We start from the raw sequence: 16,224 nt of genomic DNA, 5'->3' as shown, positions 1-16,224 counted from the left end.
TCCAGCGAGTACTTTCTGGGGGCGGCCATGGTCGATGTTCCTCTCATGAGTCCCATCTGACCCTCTGTCAACACACTCCGCATCTCGGGGGAACCTCAATCGTCCAGATCGCACTCGACCTGCTGGCCTGGATGCCGATGCTTGCGCTGAATGGCAGGGCCCGGCTCTGGGAGCCCCGCCGCCTGCGGCTCCGCCTGTTCAGCTCGGCCGGCCAGCTCGTCACGACCGGCCGTCGCCGGATCCTCCGCCTCGCCCGCCACTGGCCCTGGACCCATGTCGTCACCAGCGCCCTCGAACGGCTCGACCAACTGCCCAACCCGGTCTGACCAGTCACTTTCCCGTCCCTGCGAGCAGCTCCATCGTCTCCGGAGCAGTGGAACCCGGCGCCCACCCGACACGTCAGTCGGGCTACCGGCCTGCCCGCCAGCAGCCACGGAACGCGAAACGGTCTGCCGACTCCGTCGGCAGACCGTCATGAAAGATCGAGGCTAGAGATCTTTAATGGCTGGGGTTACGAGGGCTGGAGGTCGAGCCCGGTCTTGGCCATGAAGCCATCGATGAGACCAGCTGAAAGATCGAGGGGAACAACGAGCTCGCCAAGCAGATCACCAGGCTCGGTCAGTACCAGGTCTGCTGCCGGACCTTCTGGCAGCGGCACGTGACCTGCGCGGTGCTCGCCCCTGGCTTTCCCGGGACAGCCCATCGGCCTGGACTCGGCAGACGAGGGACAAGCGCCGGCGGTAGCGGGAGGGGGCACCTTCCGCTGGTCCGCCTACCGCCCCCTTGCCTGCCACTGCCCTGACCACTCACCACAGCGACGTGTACTGCCTACAGCAGCACCACTCGCTAGCCCTGCATCAGCCCCGCGCCACCGTCAGCCACTATGGTCGCGCGGCGACCCTCTGCCCACCCACCTCCGCCACTGGCGACCCCCCTCGAGCAGAAACCAATCACAACCTCAAGATCTGAGGCTGTAGTACAAGGCTCACGCCCGGGGCTGGGCCAATAGTCGTAGGGCTGTTTGCTCGGTGTCATCTAGTGAGCCACCGAGGCGGTGGACGACCACCCAGGTACCACTGTCCGGCAGCGCCCCGGCGAAGACAAAGGCGTTCTTCGTCGCGCCGTTGTGCCACCAGAGGCGGCCAGTGGACTGCCATGACGGGGCAGGTTCACCGAACTGCCTGCCCAGGAGCAGGGCTTGGGTGAGAGCCGCGACGGCGCGAGTGGTGGCCCACAGACCGCCGGCTGGCAGGATCGCACCGGTCGTGGTCCACAGCGGACGCTCCCGGCCAAGTAGGCTCCTCGCGGCCAGGCGCCGCCCCGTGGGTGGGCCGGCGGTTACATCTTCGACACCGAGTGGCTCAGCGACGTATTTGTTGACCAGGTCGTCGAACGGCGTTGCCGCTGCGGAGACCAAGGCCGCGCCGAGTACGGCGTAGCCGAAGTTGGAATATTCGCGCTTCTGCCCAGGCGGCCGGACGGCGAGCGTGTCGAACCGGGCGACAGCCTGGTACAGAGACTCGTGGGTGAACGCGGCGTAGGGATCGCGTTTGGTGTGCGGGACGCCTGGCGGCAGGCGAGGAAGCCCAGAGGAATGGTCGGCCAGGTTGCGCAGTGTGATGCCGGTGCCGAAGGGAGCGTTGAGCCAGCGTTCCACAGGATCGTCCAGTTCGACGATGCCTTCGGTCGCCAGGCGCATGAGAACCGTACCCGTAAGGACCTTCGTGAACGAGCCGATCTCGACCAGGGCATCGGGATCGTGATGCCCGCTGACATGCTCTGATGCGACGTTGGACAGAACACAGCCGCTTATCCGGCTGAACCTCATGGGCCTCCGTTCAAGGAAGATGGCCGCACAGCGCATGCAGCCGTGCCACCGGGCATCCGGTACCGGTTTCTCGCCACCCATCCGTAGACATGGCGAGCGAGTACGCGAGTTCCCGGCTGGCAGGCAACTGTGGCGAGTGCACGGTAGCGGCGCTTGGGTGAAGACTTCAGCACACGCATCAGAGCATCGGCACCGCCCGCGCTCACCTCGCCATCATGGAAGAGCAGGACCTCTCGGTCGAGCCGCTCGACGTACGGCTGGGTCATCTGTGTGTCGAGCAGTTGCCAGGGGCGGGCGACGACGGAGGGCTGAGCCCTGGTACTGATCCACTGGATGGTGGCCTGGCAGATTCCGCAGTCTCCGTCGAAGGCGAGGATCATAGAGTCATCAGATTGTTCGGGCATGACCTCTAGCTTTGCGTCCACTGCAACAGCAACTCCTCCCGGGGCCGGGCGGCGAGGCGACGTGGTTTCGGGGTGCTGCTTCGCCACTCCGTCATGATCGAGGGCGACAGGGAACCATCCGTGAAGCGGTTCAGCAGTGTCTGCGAGAGTTCCGCCTCACGCGGGGTGTAAGCGATAGCCGCGGCCGAATCAACCAGCAACTCGCTGCTACCGTCTGCCACTTCGAGTACCACCAGCATCTGGTCCGGATCGCGTACCGACCACCAGGTCAGCAGCATCGAGGCAGCCAAGCCCGCTACTGCCAGTCCTCGCGCGACACCTGACTTCACTGGCGCGCCGACTACGCGTACGGCGCTTACCTCAGGCCATGGCCACGGCGTCGCCTGAGAACCGACCGGTTGCAGGCCGAAGGGAGAGAGTTGGATCCCCGTGCCCGCTTCACCGGGCGGTGCACCCAGATAAACCCGGTCCGGGGTCACGCAGAACAGCCCGACCAACAGCGCATCTTGCGTCAAACCCTCTTGGCTTGCCATCGAGTCTCCATTCCTGTGCAGATGATGGGTTAGCACTCCGCATTCTCCGCAGGAACAGAAGCCGGCACGATTCGGGGAGTCTTTTTCGGCCAACCCAGACGCGCTTGGATGGCTGGAGGTAGGCGGTCCGGAGAGCGGGCCAGGAGCGCCAGTGCCCTGTCTATGGCCCGGCTCAAAAATATGAGGTCACAGGCAACCATTGTCAGGGCGAAACTGGTGAGGCCCATCAAGATGGCAATCGACAGGTGGAAACCTATAGATGCCAATGCTGTCCACGGGCGAAGGGCAGGCACAAGGACGCCCATGGGGAAATAGACCATGAACAAGGTTGTCGCGTAGGTGCCTGCCACCACTAGGGTGTCGTTTTCGTAGATAAGGTTTGATATCTCTGGATATGTGAATTCTGGAACCCGCAAGATGTAGAAAAGTGCGGTGCCGTCTTGCCACAGGCGTCCTTGGACTTTGTAGAGACCGCTGGTGACGTAGACGAGGATGATTTGCGCCGCTATGGCCAGCACTCCAAGGTTGTGCAGCGGTATTGCCAGCGAGCGGACAGTCTCTGGAATTCGCTCGGAAAACCGTCGTGCTACGCCGGTGGAGATGGAGAATCGATCGTAGCAACGCGTAAGCAGAAGCATTGGGATGACGACGTAGGCCAGGTTGTCCCCGCCATCCAGCAGAGCGTGCTGCCGCTGGAAGATCGACCACAGAAATACCCAGTGCCCGGCGAGTACGAGTCGGCCTCCGATCCCGAGTGTCACCGCAATAGCTAGGAGGGCGCCGACATGGAAGACGATTTCGAACCACGTACCAGAACGGCTCAAGGCATAGAGGCTGAATGTTCCTGACTGCTTGAGTTGTTCGATGAAGTCCCGCCAGGGCAGCACGGCATCGGGACCAAAAAGATAGTGACGGTCCCCATACTGGCTTGCGTAGAACATGAAGCCGACGAAACCCAGCAGCACGCGCATTCCGGAGGCGCCGATGACGCTTCGAGGGTGCGTGCTCCAACTGTCGATCAGTATGACAGCCTTCCTCACCGCAGCTCCCTCAGGCTGACCCACCGGAAATCTTGAACAGTAACGTTCGCTTTGCGTGGAGGGTCATGGCGCTCAGACCATTGCGGCATCTTATGTACGTACATTCGCACCTGTAGCGCCTGAATTTTCCCGTCACAGGCTTGAGGGGCCTGTGACAACGCATATCGGGAGAGGAACTGGATGGCGTCGTCACGAGATTTTTTTTCATAATCCATGAGTGGGACCGCAGGCTTGCGCTTTTTCTCTTCTGCGCTTCGCAGTCTGTCTAGGATGGGATCTTGGTCGTTGACCAGTTGCAAATTGCTCGTGACTAGACGCGAAACACGTGAAGGGAAGAACCGGTCCTGCTGGACGGCACGAATGTGAGAAGTCGTCACGTCGTAGTACTCACTCGTTGAACCATCCGCACACTTGGCGCGGGCCAAGATGCCACGGTCATCCGACAGTGGGTCGGGAGCAAACAGTTGCCAGTTCTGTGCGAAATATGGGTTCAGATAGCTACTTGTTTCGTCTTGGAGACGCATCTTCACAGGGTTGAAGGGGGCCTGCGAAATTGCCGCCATCAAGAAGTGAGCGCCCAGGAGGGCGGCGCCGACAAGCAGCGCCACCCTCCTGGCTACCAACCCTCTGCTCACTGATCGAAGATGCTGTCGACAGAGACGTTGTTCGTCGTGGAGGCATCCATGCCGGCGGAGCCGAACAGGCTGAGACCGGCCGACCGCACTGATTGGGCCAGCTCATTCGCCACCGACGAATCGCGCGCGACGACGCGTGCGGCCTGAACAGCCGCCCGCGCTGCGGACACGATGGCCTGCGGCTGCTCCTGCGAACCGGGGGTAGCCTGCGGCACCACGGTGGTTGTCGGCGCAGCCTCGGAAGCCTGCGCGGAACCCTGCACCGCGACCATGGTCGCCGCAGCCCCTAAGGCTATTCCCGCCGTCACAAGAATCTTCTTCATGCCGACTCTCCTTCTGTCTCGTGGCCTTGTGAGTCAGGCCAGCAGATCACACAGAATCAAATACAAGAGCAGGGTGAACAAATAGGACATAGTTGTCTAAATATTCACACGGCACTCGCCTGGTTCTGGGTTGTTCTGTTTGAACGTGAGCACGATCCTCACAGGAGACCCAAAGGTTCGCAAAGATCCAATCAAGCGGGCGGAGCAAGATCGGCCACCGCTGAACATCTACATACGGACAGTTGGGCCCCTCTTCTTGGGTCGGGTGATTACATTCCGCTTCTGCTTACATGGCGCCGCCCCGGAAAGCCTGACGGGCGCCAGTGTCCCCTCGCTGCGATTGAATGGAAGATCCTCTTCCGTTACCTGGAAGGCGTCGAGGAAAATCTTCGGCCCGGGAGGCGGGTGGCGGGGGAGGTGTACGAAGACTGAAACGGTGTCGTCTCAAATTGCGTAACTGTCTAATGGTATTAGATTCTTCCCTTGTCTCAATAGTCATGATTTTTCCATAAATTTGACTTTAGTAGAGGGGTGGAACCTTCGTGCGTTGTGCCGCCGCTGCGGCACTCGTGTTCGCGGTCAAGCTCCGCGTTCATGTAGCCACTTCACGTCTTCATGTGAAGTGCGGCGCTGTCCTTCGGGCGATGAACTTGGGGTGCGGTGCGGGAGGCGACCATGGCTGATCACATACGCAAGAACCTGATACGGGTCAGAGCGCTTGGAGTCGTCGCCCCTGTACGCCGCTGATGAATGGGACGTCCTGTCCGCAGAGGCGGTCGCCGTTTCCCTCGGCGGCGGTACCCCGACCGTCGTCGCACGAACTCCGCAGGGGTGAATGCGTGCTGGACCTTGGTTCCGGCGGCGGCATCGACGTCCTGCTCTCCGCCTGCCGTATCGGTCCCACCGGCAAGACGTACGGGGCTGGACATGACCAAAGAGATACTCGCCCTGGCTAACGCGGCGAGAGCGGAAGTGATGAACGCGGAGTTCCTCCATGACGCCGTCAAGGCGATCCAGCTGCCCGCGAAGACGATCGATGTCGTGGTGTCCAACTGCGTGATCAACCTGTCTGCCGACAAGGCCGCCGTCTTCGCCGAACGGGCTCCGACGTCGTCGCTGACGAGATTCTTACTCCCCGAACAGCGGGTCGAGCGTGGCGACTATGGTGGCTGCATTGCTGACGCCCTCTCCTTTGCCGAGTACAGAGCGGGCCTGGAGGCCGCCGGGTTCACTGATGTCGAGATCGCCCCGACCCACGCCGTCGCCGACGGCATGCACTCCGCCATGTCCGCGCCACCAAACCCGCCATCGTCGGCCCGGCCGCTACTGTGTCTCGTACGGAGGGCGACTCCTGCTGTGGTGCCATCGCCTGCTGCATACCGGTCGAGAGGCGACGGACCCGTCCGTCACCGTGAGTGAGGCCAAGAGCGCTGCCGGATGCGGCTGCCAGAACGTGGACAAGTGACCTGGACCGTTAAGGCAGCTGGAGTGCTAAGAAGTCCGAGGCGAACAGACCGAAACCAAATGCCCCAAGGTGACTGTGAACCAGGGAACGGCTGGACCTGTGAGAAGCAGCGGTGCGCACACGCTGTACGACAGCACCAGTTCCTGGCGGTCGGGTTCGGCCGTCACGTTGGTGAGGAGGACGTGGTCGAACGGGAGCCATGTGTCCGGTGAGGTTGGCGGGTTGATGCGGATGCCGTCGGAGGTGAGGAGCACCCGTGCCCACTCGTGGTCGCGCCACTGTTCCTGGGCTTCAGCTTCCGCTGGTTGGAGGCGTTGGGCGTCCAGCCGTCGGTTGGTCACCCAGCGGCGGCCCAGGGACGGGTGGTTCTCGAAGTAGCCGGCGCGCGGAGGTAGGACGAGGTCGGTGGCGTAGAAGCGGGCCGTCGTGCACGTCACGTCGGCGTACGCCGTTTCTCCGGGGTCCGGGGTGTATCCGGGGGTGGGGACCGGTATCAGGGTTCCGCCTGCGCGGAGGTGGGCGTCGAGCTGGGCCGCGGCTTCGGTGGCGTGCCGGTGGGCTGCTTCGTCGCCGGCGCCGGGCAGGTGTCGCCGCATGGTTGTTCTTCCTTCCTGCTGGTGAGGACATTCTCTCCGGAAGCGCTGGTCACCAGAGGGGCCGGGACGAGTCTGGGGGAGCCATGCGGTGGGTGGTGGTTTCCTCGTCCTTGAGGGCGGCGACCAGTTCGCCGAGCTTGTCGTTGCCGACGGCTTGGTGGGCGCGGACCGCGTCCTTGATGGCGTCGCGGCTGATCCGTCCGGCGGTCCGGGCGGCGTCCCGCGCGATGGGAAGGAGGTCCCTCATCCAGTCGTCCTCTGGCTCGCGGTCCTGGGGAGGCTCGTCCTCGTCCGGGACGGGGACCGGTTCGTCGTCGGAACCGAGGACGGTGTCCTGTTGCGCCGCCGGGTCCTGGTCGACCGCGCCGGTCGGATCGGGCGGGTCGGCGGGCGGGGTTTCTCCGTCCGGGACGGGTGACTCCTGCGGTCCGGACTCCGGCTGCGCTTCGTGTTCCCGGGCCGCGAAGGGGGCACTCTTCCGGTCGGCCGGGTGATGCATCACCGCAGGTCCAGCGTTGGACGGCGGCGTTGGGCCGCTGTCCGCCCGCTCGTGGACGGGAGGCAGAACAGGCGGGATAGCGGAGCGTTCCCCGGCGTCCTGGCCTTGCAGACGGCCTGCCGTTTCCGGGACGCCGAACTCCACCTTCACGCAGTCGCGGACCGGTCCCGGACGGCGTTCAGCTCGGTCCGGGACGGACGACTCCGCGGTCCGCGCCATGATGATGTAGAGGTGGACGGACCCGGCGAGCGCGAGCGGCGCGAGTGTCGAGAGGATGCCGACCACGTTGTCCCCGAGGTGCAGCGGGGACGGTCCGGACGGGCCGGTCTGCGGGGTGCGGTTGAGGGTGATCGCGTGCAGCGCGTTGGCCCACAGGCTCGATCCGGTGGCCGCGAGGAAGAGCACCCACGTGTACAGGCGCGCGCCGAATCCGCTGTGCCGGAGGAGTACCAGGGCGCGCACGCCGTACGCGATGAACCCGTCGACGAAGACCGGGAAGAGGTAGGACAGCGTGGGCCGCGCGTGGATCGCGAGGGCGACCTGTCGGAGCGCGTCGTAGGAGAAGGCGAAGCCGGCCGCGCCGAGCAGGACGATCGCCGCGCGGTCCCAGGCGGACATCGTGCGCAGGCTGTTCGGGGTGTTCACGCCTGCTCCTTGAGGGTTGGCCACGCGGGGGTACGGGCGAGCAGCCGGCCGAGGTGTTCGAGCGAGTCGACGTCGTCGAGGTGCTGGGCGGGGCACGTGCCGCACGAGCGCCGCAGCGCGAGCCGTTCGGTCTGCTTGCCGTCGCCGCTGTAGTGGAGTTCGAGGCGCTGCCCGGCGACCGTGCCCAGCGGCGCGATCGCCTGGAGCAGGTCGTCCGGATGCAGGACGCCCAGGGCCTCCCACTTCAGCGTCACGGCCTCGTCGCCGAGGAGCCGCCGTGCGTGCTTCGACGCCGCCGTGACCGCGCGCGTGCCCCAGGTGTGGAACGCCTGCGTCCGGGCCGCGGAGCGCAGTTGCTCCGCCCTGACGAGCTTCGAGGCGGCGGCGAGCATGAGGGGGTGGGGCATGGGAGGGGTGGTCTTCCTGGGGGAGGTGGGGTGGTTCATGCCGCCGCCCCTCGTGTCCGGCGCCGGTCGTCGCCGATCATCGGGACGAGGGTGGTGACCATCTCGGCGAGGCGGCTCGCGACTCGGTCGCCGACGAAGTCGGTCAGGTCGGGGCCGTCGGCGTCGCGGGCCGGGAGGTTGGAGGTGATGACGGTCGGGAGGCAGTGGTTGTAGCGGTGGTTGATCAGCCGGTAGGTGATCTCCTCGGTCCACTCGGACGTCTTCGACGTCCCGAAGTCGTCGAGGAACAGGTACTGCACCGTCGACAGCCTCTTCAGCTCCTGCTCCGAGGCGCCCATCACCGCGCTGGGACGCAGCCGCCCGTACATGTCGGCCGAGTTCACCGCCAGCACCTCGAACCGGTCAGGACCGCCGCTCGCGATGTGCCGCAGCGCGCCGTACGCCTGATGCGTCTTGCCCGTCCCGGTCAGGCCGGTGAGCAGAAGCGTTCCCGCGCGGGACGGGTCGTCGAGCGCACGGTCCGCCCAGGCCCGCACCTCCGGGAGCGTCGCTTCCGCGTCGCGGAACCGGGGAGGGGTCGCCGACTCCCAGCGGGTCAGCGCGTACTCGACCCGGGCGTCGTGGTGCCAGCGCGGGTTGCCCGGACCGGACTCGGCGGATGACGGGCGGACGTCGTCGGGGACCAGGGAGATCCCCTTCGCGGCGAGGATCTGCTCCATCCGGCGCACCGACCGTGCCTGGAAGGCGAGTTGAGGCTCGGGCATGGTCAGAATCCGTTCTGGTAGGCGTCGGCCCTGGCGGGGTTGCGGTACGGCTTCCAGCCGCCGGACTCGCGCCGCAGGGGGACGACGTTGGGGGCCGGGACCTGAGTCGGGAGGTCGTCCCAGATGCGCAGCAGGTAGCGCGCGGACTGCGGGGGACGGCCGGGGTCCCAGCGGCGGGAGATGACCTCCACCAGCCGCTCGGCGCCCCACCGCGCCGACAAGGCTGTTACCCGCGCCCACTCGTCCTCGGTGAGCCGCCAGCCGACGACCATCCCGGCGTTCGTGAGAGCGGCGACGAGGTCCCGGGCACCTGCCGGGACGGAGTCCGCTCGCGTCGGCGCCGTACGGGGAGGAAGCAAGCTGGCTTGCTGTTCTGAAGAGGTAGTACTCCCTACGGGAGTACTACCAGCACCGGGATGCGCGGAAGAAGCTTCCTGGCTTCCTGGCAGGGACTTCGGGGTTTCTGGCTCGGACTTCCTGGTTTCGGCAGCCGCTTCCGGGAAGCCGCTTCCTGCTTCCCGTTCCTCCGATGCACCGAGCAGGAGGGAGTACCGGTTGGTGACGGCCCGGCCCGAACCCGGCGTGTAGCTCAGCTCCCCGAGCGCCGACAGCTCGGGGAGGCAGTTGGTGACCGCCCGCGCCGACAGCCGGGCGAGCTTGGCGATCTGCTCCAGGGACAGGGAGACCCACCCCCTGTCGTCCGCCTCACGGGCCAGGGCGAGCATCACCAGGAGCGACCCCCGCTTGGCCCGCGAGCGGCTCCACACCAGCTCCGTCATGGCGGCGCTCACCGGACACCGCCGTGCGCCGTGGCGACGTACCGCTCGTCCCGCATCCCGAACGACCGGTCGTCCTCCGGGACGTACCCCACGCGGTCGGGGTGCGGAGTGAGGTAAAGACGGCCCGTGGGCACGTGGAAGTCGTGAGGGAGCCGCCAGTCGACGGCGTCGCCGAAGTGGTGCCGTACGAGCCGCGCGGCTTGGTCTTCTACGTCATGAGAGAACAGGAGCATGAAGAAGTCCGCTCCGTAGAGGTGGACCATTCCTTGCCGCTTGGGGAATACGCGTATCAAGTCGGCGTCCGGCGCCAAAGCGCGCAGAGCCAGGCTGAGTCTGTTGGGCATGGGGAAGCTCTCGTGAAAAGGGATTCGATGAAGCGCGGCTACGCCGCTTCAGCAAGGGAGGAATTGGTGGAGCGCTTCTTGTGCTCGCGAACCAATTGCCACAGGTACTTGATCGGAATCCCCAGACCTCGCGCGGCGAGGTGGGCGTCGACTTCAGGATCTTCGGCCACTTGCGCGATCACTGCTGTACGTTCCGCAGAGTTGAGCAGGGTGGTAACACCCTGAAGCACTGCCGCAACCGCTTCGGCGTTGACGCGGGTTTTCCACAGGCTGAGGAGGTCTTCGCGCTCTGGCGCGAGCAGGCCCGCGCGGATGCCGTACCGGTCCTCGTACCGCAGCGCGTCCACCAGGCAGCGTGCGGCGACGGACAAGGGACATGCGGAGCACAGGGCGAGCGGCAGCCTCAGCGTGTCCGCATGGGACTCCCGTATCTGGTCGGGGTCGCTCCATGGGTGTTCCGACTCCGGGAAGAAGTCGTCTTCGAAGTCGAGTCCGGAGCAGAGAGCCTTCTCAGGCCAGTTCTTTCCCGGAACTTCGCGGGCGGTTTCGAGCAGGGGTGTCCAGTCACCCTGCCGAGCCGATTCGATCAGGGCGTTTATCGTGTTGTTCATTTTGTCTGTGTCCAGATGATCAGGTGCGTCGGCGGGAGCGTGCGGAGGGCCGTATGGCCAATAGGTCCGGACTCTCTTCCTGCGTCGCACGCTGATGCGGCTGGACGAAATGCATCTCGGATATGGATCGGAGGTCGTCCTCGGTGAACTGGACGAACTTTCCGAGCTTCCGGTGAGGCAGGCTGGAGATTCGTTCGCGCAGCCACTTCTCGGGAATGTTCAAGCGCTTGGCGGCTTCGTCGTACCCCAGGTGGAGCCGGGTTTCGGCGACTTCGTCGGTACGGGCGAGCATCCGTACGACGGCCGCGAGCCCGTGGAGCGCGGCCAACTCGGTGGTGTTCGCCGTCGTCATCGGGCGTCCCGTCCGCTCAGTACGGCCGTACGCAGGTCGAAGCGCATGGGCTGGGTCGCCCAGCCGGCCTGAGGGAAGGACCTGATGAGCCAGCGGGCGATGGCCAGCGCCTTCGCGCGGGGGACGTGTACGGCCCGCTGCTGCTCGTCGACGGCGGTGAACCGCAGGTGCGGCCACGGCGTCCGGGGGTCCTGGAGGCGTACGTCCACGGCGGCGACTCCGGGCAGCAGGGCCGACAACTGGCCGGCGAGCCGGTTCGCGATGGTGGGGTCGGGCGTCGAGATGCCCGGCTTGCAGCCCATGGCGAGAGCCATGCGACACTCCTTCACGTGGTAGCCGTCCCGGTGGTGCCGTGCGAGGGACACGGGGCGGCCGTCTCGGTGACCTGGACCGTGCGAAGGCCAGGTCATTGCGTCCGGCGTCTGGGAGGTGCGAACTCCCGGACGCCGGTGTTGTTTTGGGAGGACGGCGCGATGCGCGCGACGTCCGTTCCGGCTCCGTGGCCTGCGGGCGCACGCGAGTCGGGCGAGGCCAGGGTGTGCGAAACCCCGGTTTTCGCTAAGCTGAAGCTATCCCAGTTTCCGAGGAATATCAACAAGCAGATGGTTCCTCTGCTTGGATAAAAAACGAGGTCCGATGGCTGCTCGACACTTCGACAGGGGTCGCGTGCGCGCGGTGCGGCGAGCCGCCGACATTCCGCAGAGCGCCGTGGCCGCCTCCGTCGGCGTCGCGGACTCGACCGTGGCAGGCTGGGAGACCGGGCTCACGGCCCCCGACCCCGAGAAGCTGCCGGCACTCGCCCGCGCGCTTGGCCGTCCACTTGACGAACTCTTCCCGCGCAAGGGTCTGCCCGACCTCACGGACCTTCGTTGCGACGCCGGGCTCTTCCAGTACGAGACGCCCGCGATCATCGGGACGAAGAGCGCCGGGCCGGTGGCGGGAGCCGAGCGGGGGGAGCGGCGGCTCAAGGAGAAGTACGTTCAGGCCCTGGCCGCGCGGTACGGAGTGACCGTCGAGGAGTTGCGGAAGGCGGAGGACCGCTCCATCGCCAAGGCGAACGGGCAGGATCTTGAGGAGAGCGTGGAGGAGGGGGGCGACTCCTCATCCGAGAGTTCTCCGGTGCTCGGGGGGCTTCCGGAAACCCTGGCCGAGAAGATCATCTATCTCGTCGGCCGCCTTCCAACTCCCCTATCGGACGCGGAGGTTGCGACTGAGGGCAACGGTAGGACGGGAACCCGCGTGCTGACAGAGGAGTTGGTACGTCAGTTGCGTACCGGCGAGGTGACCGCCGCGTCGGAGGATGTCCTCGCCGCGCTCGCCGAAGCCCTGGATACGACTCCGCTGTTCTGGTCCGACGACGCCAACGTGCAGCGGATCATCGCGGGGACGTGGCTGCTGAAGAGCGAGTTCGCGGCGATCGCCGCTCGGGGTGGGGAGAAGGAAGGGCTCTCGGCGGATCTGTTGTCGTTCATCCGCAAGGAGGTCGAGCAGGCCCGCGCGGAGGCGAAGGCGCAGCCCGACCACCCGTAACTGCCTTTACAGACGCACCGTTACGTCCACAAGGCGGCGTTCCGCGTGCGCGGTGATGACGGCCTGCCACACCGTGTCGAGGTGCGGGGGGATCAGGTCCGGGCCGAGGTCGCGCGGGGCGCAGAAGCGGTACTCGCTCAGTTCCGATTCCTGGAGGGTGATCGCGGCCTGCTGCTCGGCGTTGAGGATGCCGCCGTCGTACACGTAGAGGACCTGGGCGCCGACGCCGGGGATAGTGATCCATGCGTGCACCAGGAGGCGACCGATCGGCGGGGTGATGCCGAGTTCCTCCTGGACCTCGCGGACGGCGGCGTCGTAGGGAGGTTCGTCCTGGTCGATGTCGACCGCGCCGCCGGGGAGGTTCCAGTACTTCTTGTAGGTCGGGTTGACGATCAGGACCTCGCCGTCGCGGTTGAAGAACACGGCGGCGGCGGAGGCGGTCAGAGTGCTCATGGTCATCACTTTGCGGGGTCGGGGAGCGGGGCGAGGGTGAAGTCGGTGCGGCGGTACGCGCGGGCGACCTGCACCAGCCAGGAGACCTCGGTGGTGAAGTCGTCGCCCGCGGTACGGAAGGCGGTCGGTGCGCCGGCGGGGTGCCGGGCGGCCGGGAGCGCTGCCTTGAGCCAGTACGCCTCGGCTGCGGCTTCGGCGTCGGCGCCGCGGTGTCCTTGGGTCTCGGCGAAGTGGACGGCGCGTTCGTAGAGGTCGGCGGGGGCGCGGCGGCGGAGTTCGTGTGTGGCGTCGCGGATCTCGGTGACGTAGCGGCCCAGGCGGACCTGCGGGGTGGCGCCGTGGGACAGGACGTCGCGCAAGGTGCTCAGCGGGGCGGCGGCTCGATGGCCGCGGAGGAGGTTGGTGGGTTGGTAGAGGGCGATGCCGTCGACCGCGAGGGCGAGGTCGCGCCAGAGGGGGTGGAGCCTGAGGATCGCCCGGGTGCTGCGGATGCGGGTCAGGAGGGCTCGGAGTGCGGGGACGATCGAGCCGAGGAGCCAGAGCAGGAAGCCCGCGTACAGCACGGTGTCGGTGATGTGCTCCTGGTCGGCCAGGTCGCGGGCCGGGAGCGGGTGGAGGGTCGCGGCGGTGAGGAAGACGGTGCGCATGACGGCGTACACGACGATCAGGGTCATGCCCGCCGTCATCATCGTGAGGCCGGTGCGCAGGGACCAGTGGCTGGCCCGGCGCGCGGCGCGGCCCCACTGGTACGCGCAGACGAGCGCGGCAGCGACGACGTACGCGTAGAAGAGGTCCATGTAGAGCGCGAGGCCGGGGTCTCCCATGTGGCGGCCGATGAAGTACGGGCTGTCCTTCGCGGTCTTGGAGCGGTCGAGGACGAGGAAGAAGACCGCCGTCAGGCACACGACCGTCGCGAACGAGGCGTACGCGGTGGCGCGTTGGACCAGCGCGGAGATCCTGATGTGGCGTGCGGAGGCGTCCTCCTCCGCGTACACGTCGCAGACGTACATCAGCAGGACGCAGATCCCCGCGATCGCCAGGATGTGCTTCAGGAGGGTCGGCAGGTCGTTGACGCCGAGGGGGGCGATGGTGGTGCGGCCGAGGTCGGTGCGCAGCCACCAGGCCAGTGCGAAGGCGATGAAGGCGCCGGACAGGGAGCGGCTGCGGCGCCGGCCGCGCAGGGCGCCGGGGAGGCGGACGGCGGCTTGGAGGAGGAGCAGCGCCAGGATGAAGGTGGCGATCAGATCAGAGACGGACACGCGAATTCCGAGGGGTGTGGGGAGTGTGGGTGAGGTCTTCGGCGAGGTGGCGCACCGTGGGGTCGTCGATGTGGTCGATGGCGTACGCCTCGTGGTGCAGGAGGTCGGCCAGCATCTCGGCGCGGCGCTCGGTCGGGGAGTCGTAGCGGTGGCGGGCCATCACGCGCCCCCTCGTGAGGAGGCGACGCAGCGTGGCGGGCGGGAAGTCGGGGAGGAGACGGGCCAACTCCTCGAAGTCGGCCTCGGTGGTGTCGTCGCACCAGATGTGGGCCAGCTCGTGGAGGATGATCCGCTGGCGGTGGAAGGACGTGGTGCCCTCCACGTGCAGGATCAGGTCCACCGGGACGTCGTCGAGCTGGAGCCACAGGCCGCACACGTCGGTGCTGGCCAGCAGGTGATCCGGGACCGGGACCAGCTTGATACGCCGTCCCCGCGCGGCTTCGATCCCCGCGATCAGGCCGTCCAGGGTGAACGGCTTCGGGATCGGCATACCGGCGAGCTGGGAGCGGCACTCCTCACGGAGTTCACGCCGCGCTGCTGACGCTGCGCGGCGTCTGCGCACGGACTCGGTCGCTCGTTTCCACCACCAGTCACCGGAATGGAGTATCGAGTGCTCGGGCCTGTCCGGGCCGGGCGTGCTGAATTTCTCCATGAGCTACTCAGAACGAGGAAACGACGCTGGTGGGGAAAACTTTGCGGCATGCGCGGGCTTCGCGGATCATGGAGGACGGTATTCCTCTGAAGCCTGTGACGGCCGGAACGGAGCGCGACATGAAGATCCTTTGCGTGCGCGAGCCGAGCAGGACGGGGCCGTAGGGGGGATTGCCCGGCACCGGTGAGACTACGGCCGGAGCCGGAACAGCACAGGAATTCACAGCATCTGCTTATCCTGAAGAAGGGAACTGGTAGTTCCCATAATCGGGTAGTTTTCGATTCAACTCTTCCCGGAGTGGCTCCGGTACGGCTTCAACTTGCCTGAGATTAGGGGGTGGTCCGCTATATCTCGACGGAGGCTGACGATGTCGACCACCGGGAATCTGTGACGCACGCCCCAGCCCTGGATGTTATATGAACGTTATGGATGGTGAGGGGAGGGGGCGGCTCCTCATCACGCGCATCCTGCGCCAGGCTCGCGCCCGCCGCGACGCGGCCGACGTACCAGGGTTCAACGCCCTGTTCGGCGTGAAGTTAACCCGCGGCGTCACGCAGCAGCAGACGGCGCGGTTGGCGGGCGTCAGCCGGCGCTGGTACGGCAACCTCGAAGCGGGACGACCGGGGAACTACAGCGACACCTTCCTGTACGCCGTGCGCGACGTCCTCGACCTGGACGCCGACGAATGGGACATCGTCTACAACACCGTTCGAGGCCGGGCGCCGAACGTCACGCACTTCGGACAGCCGGCCTCCAAGCTGTCCCCGGCCCTCCTGTCCCTCGTCGAGCAGAGCCCGACGTGGGGGATCTACCTCAGCAACCACCGTTGGGACCTCCTCGCCTGCAACGAGAAGATCCAGGAGTACTTCCCCTGGATGGCGGACGGGGCCAACGTCGTGGAATGGGTCCTGACCTCCCCGGCAGCGCGGACTCAGCTCATCGACTGGCGGGAATCCTGGGCACTTCCCTCGATGGCCGCGCTTCGGGTCAACGCAGAAAAGTGGCCGCATGACGAACGGCTTCAGGAAATCATCGAGAAGGTGCGGCTCGATCCGACCGCCCGCAGAATGTGGAACGACGCCGACCTGCCGACCGTGACGTACCC

The 16,224-nt window shown here is 66.1% G+C and carries 20 protein-coding genes and 2 pseudogenes; 4 read left to right on the top strand and 18 right to left on the bottom strand.

What is annotated here, in order from left to right:
* Positions 1 to 98: 98 nt before the first annotated feature.
* Positions 99 to 326, top strand: a pseudogene (locus PV682_RS43185) (transposase); the annotation flags it as partial.
* A gap of 659 nt (positions 327 to 985) precedes the next feature.
* Here PV682_RS43185 and PV682_RS43180 read toward each other — a convergent pair.
* The 6 genes from PV682_RS43180 to PV682_RS43155 are packed head-to-tail and all read right to left on the bottom strand — an operon-like array spanning position 986 to position 4,763.
* Positions 986 to 1,828: a serine hydrolase domain-containing protein gene (locus PV682_RS43180; RefSeq protein ID WP_319738298.1), complete on the bottom strand. Its 843-nt coding sequence runs from the start codon at positions 1,826 to 1,828 to the stop codon at positions 986 to 988.
* Positions 1,825 to 2,208, bottom strand: a complete 384-nt coding sequence (locus PV682_RS43175) for a thiol-disulfide oxidoreductase DCC family protein (RefSeq protein ID WP_319738297.1) — start codon at positions 2,206 to 2,208, stop codon at positions 1,825 to 1,827. Before PV682_RS43175 ends, PV682_RS43180 begins: the two co-directional genes overlap by 4 nt.
* Before the next feature lie 29 nt (positions 2,209 to 2,237).
* The gene (locus PV682_RS43170; RefSeq protein ID WP_319738295.1) at positions 2,238 to 2,765 is read right to left on the bottom strand and encodes a hypothetical protein; all 528 of its coding nucleotides are present in this window, start codon (positions 2,763 to 2,765) and stop codon (positions 2,238 to 2,240) included.
* 29 nt (positions 2,766 to 2,794) lie between these two features.
* Positions 2,795 to 3,805, bottom strand: a complete 1,011-nt coding sequence (locus tag PV682_RS43165; protein WP_319738293.1) for an HTTM domain-containing protein — start codon at positions 3,803 to 3,805, stop codon at positions 2,795 to 2,797.
* On the bottom strand, positions 3,802 to 4,413 hold the full coding sequence (locus PV682_RS43160) for a DUF5819 family protein (protein WP_319738291.1): 612 nt from the start codon (positions 4,411 to 4,413) through the stop codon (positions 3,802 to 3,804). The genes PV682_RS43165 and PV682_RS43160 overlap by 4 nt, the downstream gene beginning before the upstream one ends.
* Positions 4,414 to 4,436: 23 nt before the next feature.
* Entirely contained in the window at positions 4,437 to 4,763 is a 327-nt protein-coding gene (locus tag PV682_RS43155; RefSeq protein ID WP_319738289.1) for a hypothetical protein, read from the bottom strand.
* Positions 4,764 to 5,490: 727 nt separating this feature from the next.
* Here PV682_RS43155 and PV682_RS43150 point away from each other — a divergent pair.
* Positions 5,491 to 6,178 (top strand): annotated as a pseudogene (locus tag PV682_RS43150) (methyltransferase domain-containing protein); the annotation flags it as partial.
* A gap of 76 nt (positions 6,179 to 6,254) precedes the next feature.
* Here the strand turns inward: PV682_RS43150 and PV682_RS43145 are convergent.
* Genes PV682_RS43145 through PV682_RS43105 form a run of 9 tightly spaced genes read right to left on the bottom strand, consistent with a single transcriptional unit; the run spans position 6,255 to position 11,539 of the window.
* Positions 6,255 to 6,824, bottom strand: a complete 570-nt coding sequence (locus PV682_RS43145; protein WP_319738286.1) for a hypothetical protein — start codon at positions 6,822 to 6,824, stop codon at positions 6,255 to 6,257.
* 49 nt (positions 6,825 to 6,873) lie between these two features.
* Positions 6,874 to 7,968, bottom strand: coding sequence for a DUF2637 domain-containing protein (locus PV682_RS43140; RefSeq protein ID WP_319738283.1), 1,095 nt, complete (start codon positions 7,966 to 7,968; stop codon positions 6,874 to 6,876).
* Positions 7,965 to 8,414, bottom strand: a complete 450-nt coding sequence (locus PV682_RS43135; RefSeq protein WP_319738281.1) for a DUF6195 family protein — start codon at positions 8,412 to 8,414, stop codon at positions 7,965 to 7,967. The genes PV682_RS43140 and PV682_RS43135 overlap by 4 nt, the downstream gene beginning before the upstream one ends.
* Positions 8,411 to 9,139, bottom strand: coding sequence for an ATP-binding protein (locus PV682_RS43130; protein WP_319738279.1), 729 nt, complete (start codon positions 9,137 to 9,139; stop codon positions 8,411 to 8,413). The genes PV682_RS43135 and PV682_RS43130 overlap by 4 nt, the downstream gene beginning before the upstream one ends.
* Positions 9,140 to 9,141: 2 nt before the next feature.
* Positions 9,142 to 9,918 carry a hypothetical protein gene (locus PV682_RS43125; protein WP_319738276.1) on the bottom strand — a complete coding sequence of 259 codons (777 nt, stop codon included), beginning with the start codon at positions 9,916 to 9,918 and terminating at the stop codon, positions 9,142 to 9,144.
* Positions 9,919 to 9,926: 8 nt separating this feature from the next.
* Positions 9,927 to 10,262 carry a hypothetical protein gene (locus PV682_RS43120; protein WP_319738275.1) on the bottom strand — a complete coding sequence of 112 codons (336 nt, stop codon included), beginning with the start codon at positions 10,260 to 10,262 and terminating at the stop codon, positions 9,927 to 9,929.
* Between the two features lie 38 nt (positions 10,263 to 10,300).
* Positions 10,301 to 10,873 (bottom strand): WhiB family transcriptional regulator, encoded by a 573-nt coding sequence (locus PV682_RS43115; RefSeq protein ID WP_319738273.1) that lies wholly within the window; start codon positions 10,871 to 10,873, stop codon positions 10,301 to 10,303.
* 19 nt (positions 10,874 to 10,892) lie between these two features.
* Positions 10,893 to 11,225 (bottom strand): hypothetical protein, encoded by a 333-nt coding sequence (locus tag PV682_RS43110; RefSeq protein WP_319738271.1) that lies wholly within the window; start codon positions 11,223 to 11,225, stop codon positions 10,893 to 10,895.
* Positions 11,222 to 11,539 (bottom strand): transcriptional regulator, encoded by a 318-nt coding sequence (locus tag PV682_RS43105; RefSeq protein ID WP_319738270.1) that lies wholly within the window; start codon positions 11,537 to 11,539, stop codon positions 11,222 to 11,224. The genes PV682_RS43110 and PV682_RS43105 overlap by 4 nt, the downstream gene beginning before the upstream one ends.
* 322 nt (positions 11,540 to 11,861) lie before the next feature.
* On the opposite strand from PV682_RS43105, the gene PV682_RS43100 reads away from it, so the two are divergent.
* Positions 11,862 to 12,755 (top strand): helix-turn-helix domain-containing protein, encoded by an 894-nt coding sequence (locus PV682_RS43100; protein WP_319738267.1) that lies wholly within the window; start codon positions 11,862 to 11,864, stop codon positions 12,753 to 12,755.
* 6 nt (positions 12,756 to 12,761) lie between these two features.
* Here the strand turns inward: PV682_RS43100 and PV682_RS43095 are convergent, their stop codons facing one another.
* From PV682_RS43095 to PV682_RS43085, 3 genes are read right to left on the bottom strand one after another with little or no spacing between them, the layout of a single operon-like run.
* Positions 12,762 to 13,208 (bottom strand): NUDIX hydrolase, encoded by a 447-nt coding sequence (locus PV682_RS43095; protein ID WP_319738265.1) that lies wholly within the window; start codon positions 13,206 to 13,208, stop codon positions 12,762 to 12,764.
* Between the two features lie 5 nt (positions 13,209 to 13,213).
* On the bottom strand, positions 13,214 to 14,467 hold the full coding sequence (locus tag PV682_RS43090; RefSeq protein WP_319738264.1) for an MAB_1171c family putative transporter: 1,254 nt from the start codon (positions 14,465 to 14,467) through the stop codon (positions 13,214 to 13,216).
* Positions 14,454 to 15,029 carry a hypothetical protein gene (locus PV682_RS43085; protein WP_319738262.1) on the bottom strand — a complete coding sequence of 192 codons (576 nt, stop codon included), beginning with the start codon at positions 15,027 to 15,029 and terminating at the stop codon, positions 14,454 to 14,456. Before PV682_RS43085 ends, PV682_RS43090 begins: the two co-directional genes overlap by 14 nt.
* A 506-nt stretch (positions 15,030 to 15,535) precedes the next feature.
* Here PV682_RS43085 and PV682_RS43080 point away from each other — a divergent pair.
* Positions 15,536 to 16,224: helix-turn-helix domain-containing protein (locus tag PV682_RS43080; protein ID WP_319738261.1), on the top strand; the 689-nt coding region annotated here is incomplete at its 3' end.

This window comes from Streptomyces niveiscabiei (assembly GCF_033794345.1).
GTDB lineage: Bacteria > Actinomycetota > Actinomycetes > Streptomycetales > Streptomycetaceae > Streptomyces > Streptomyces niveiscabiei.
This window is presented reverse-complemented; position numbering and strand designations above follow the sequence as displayed.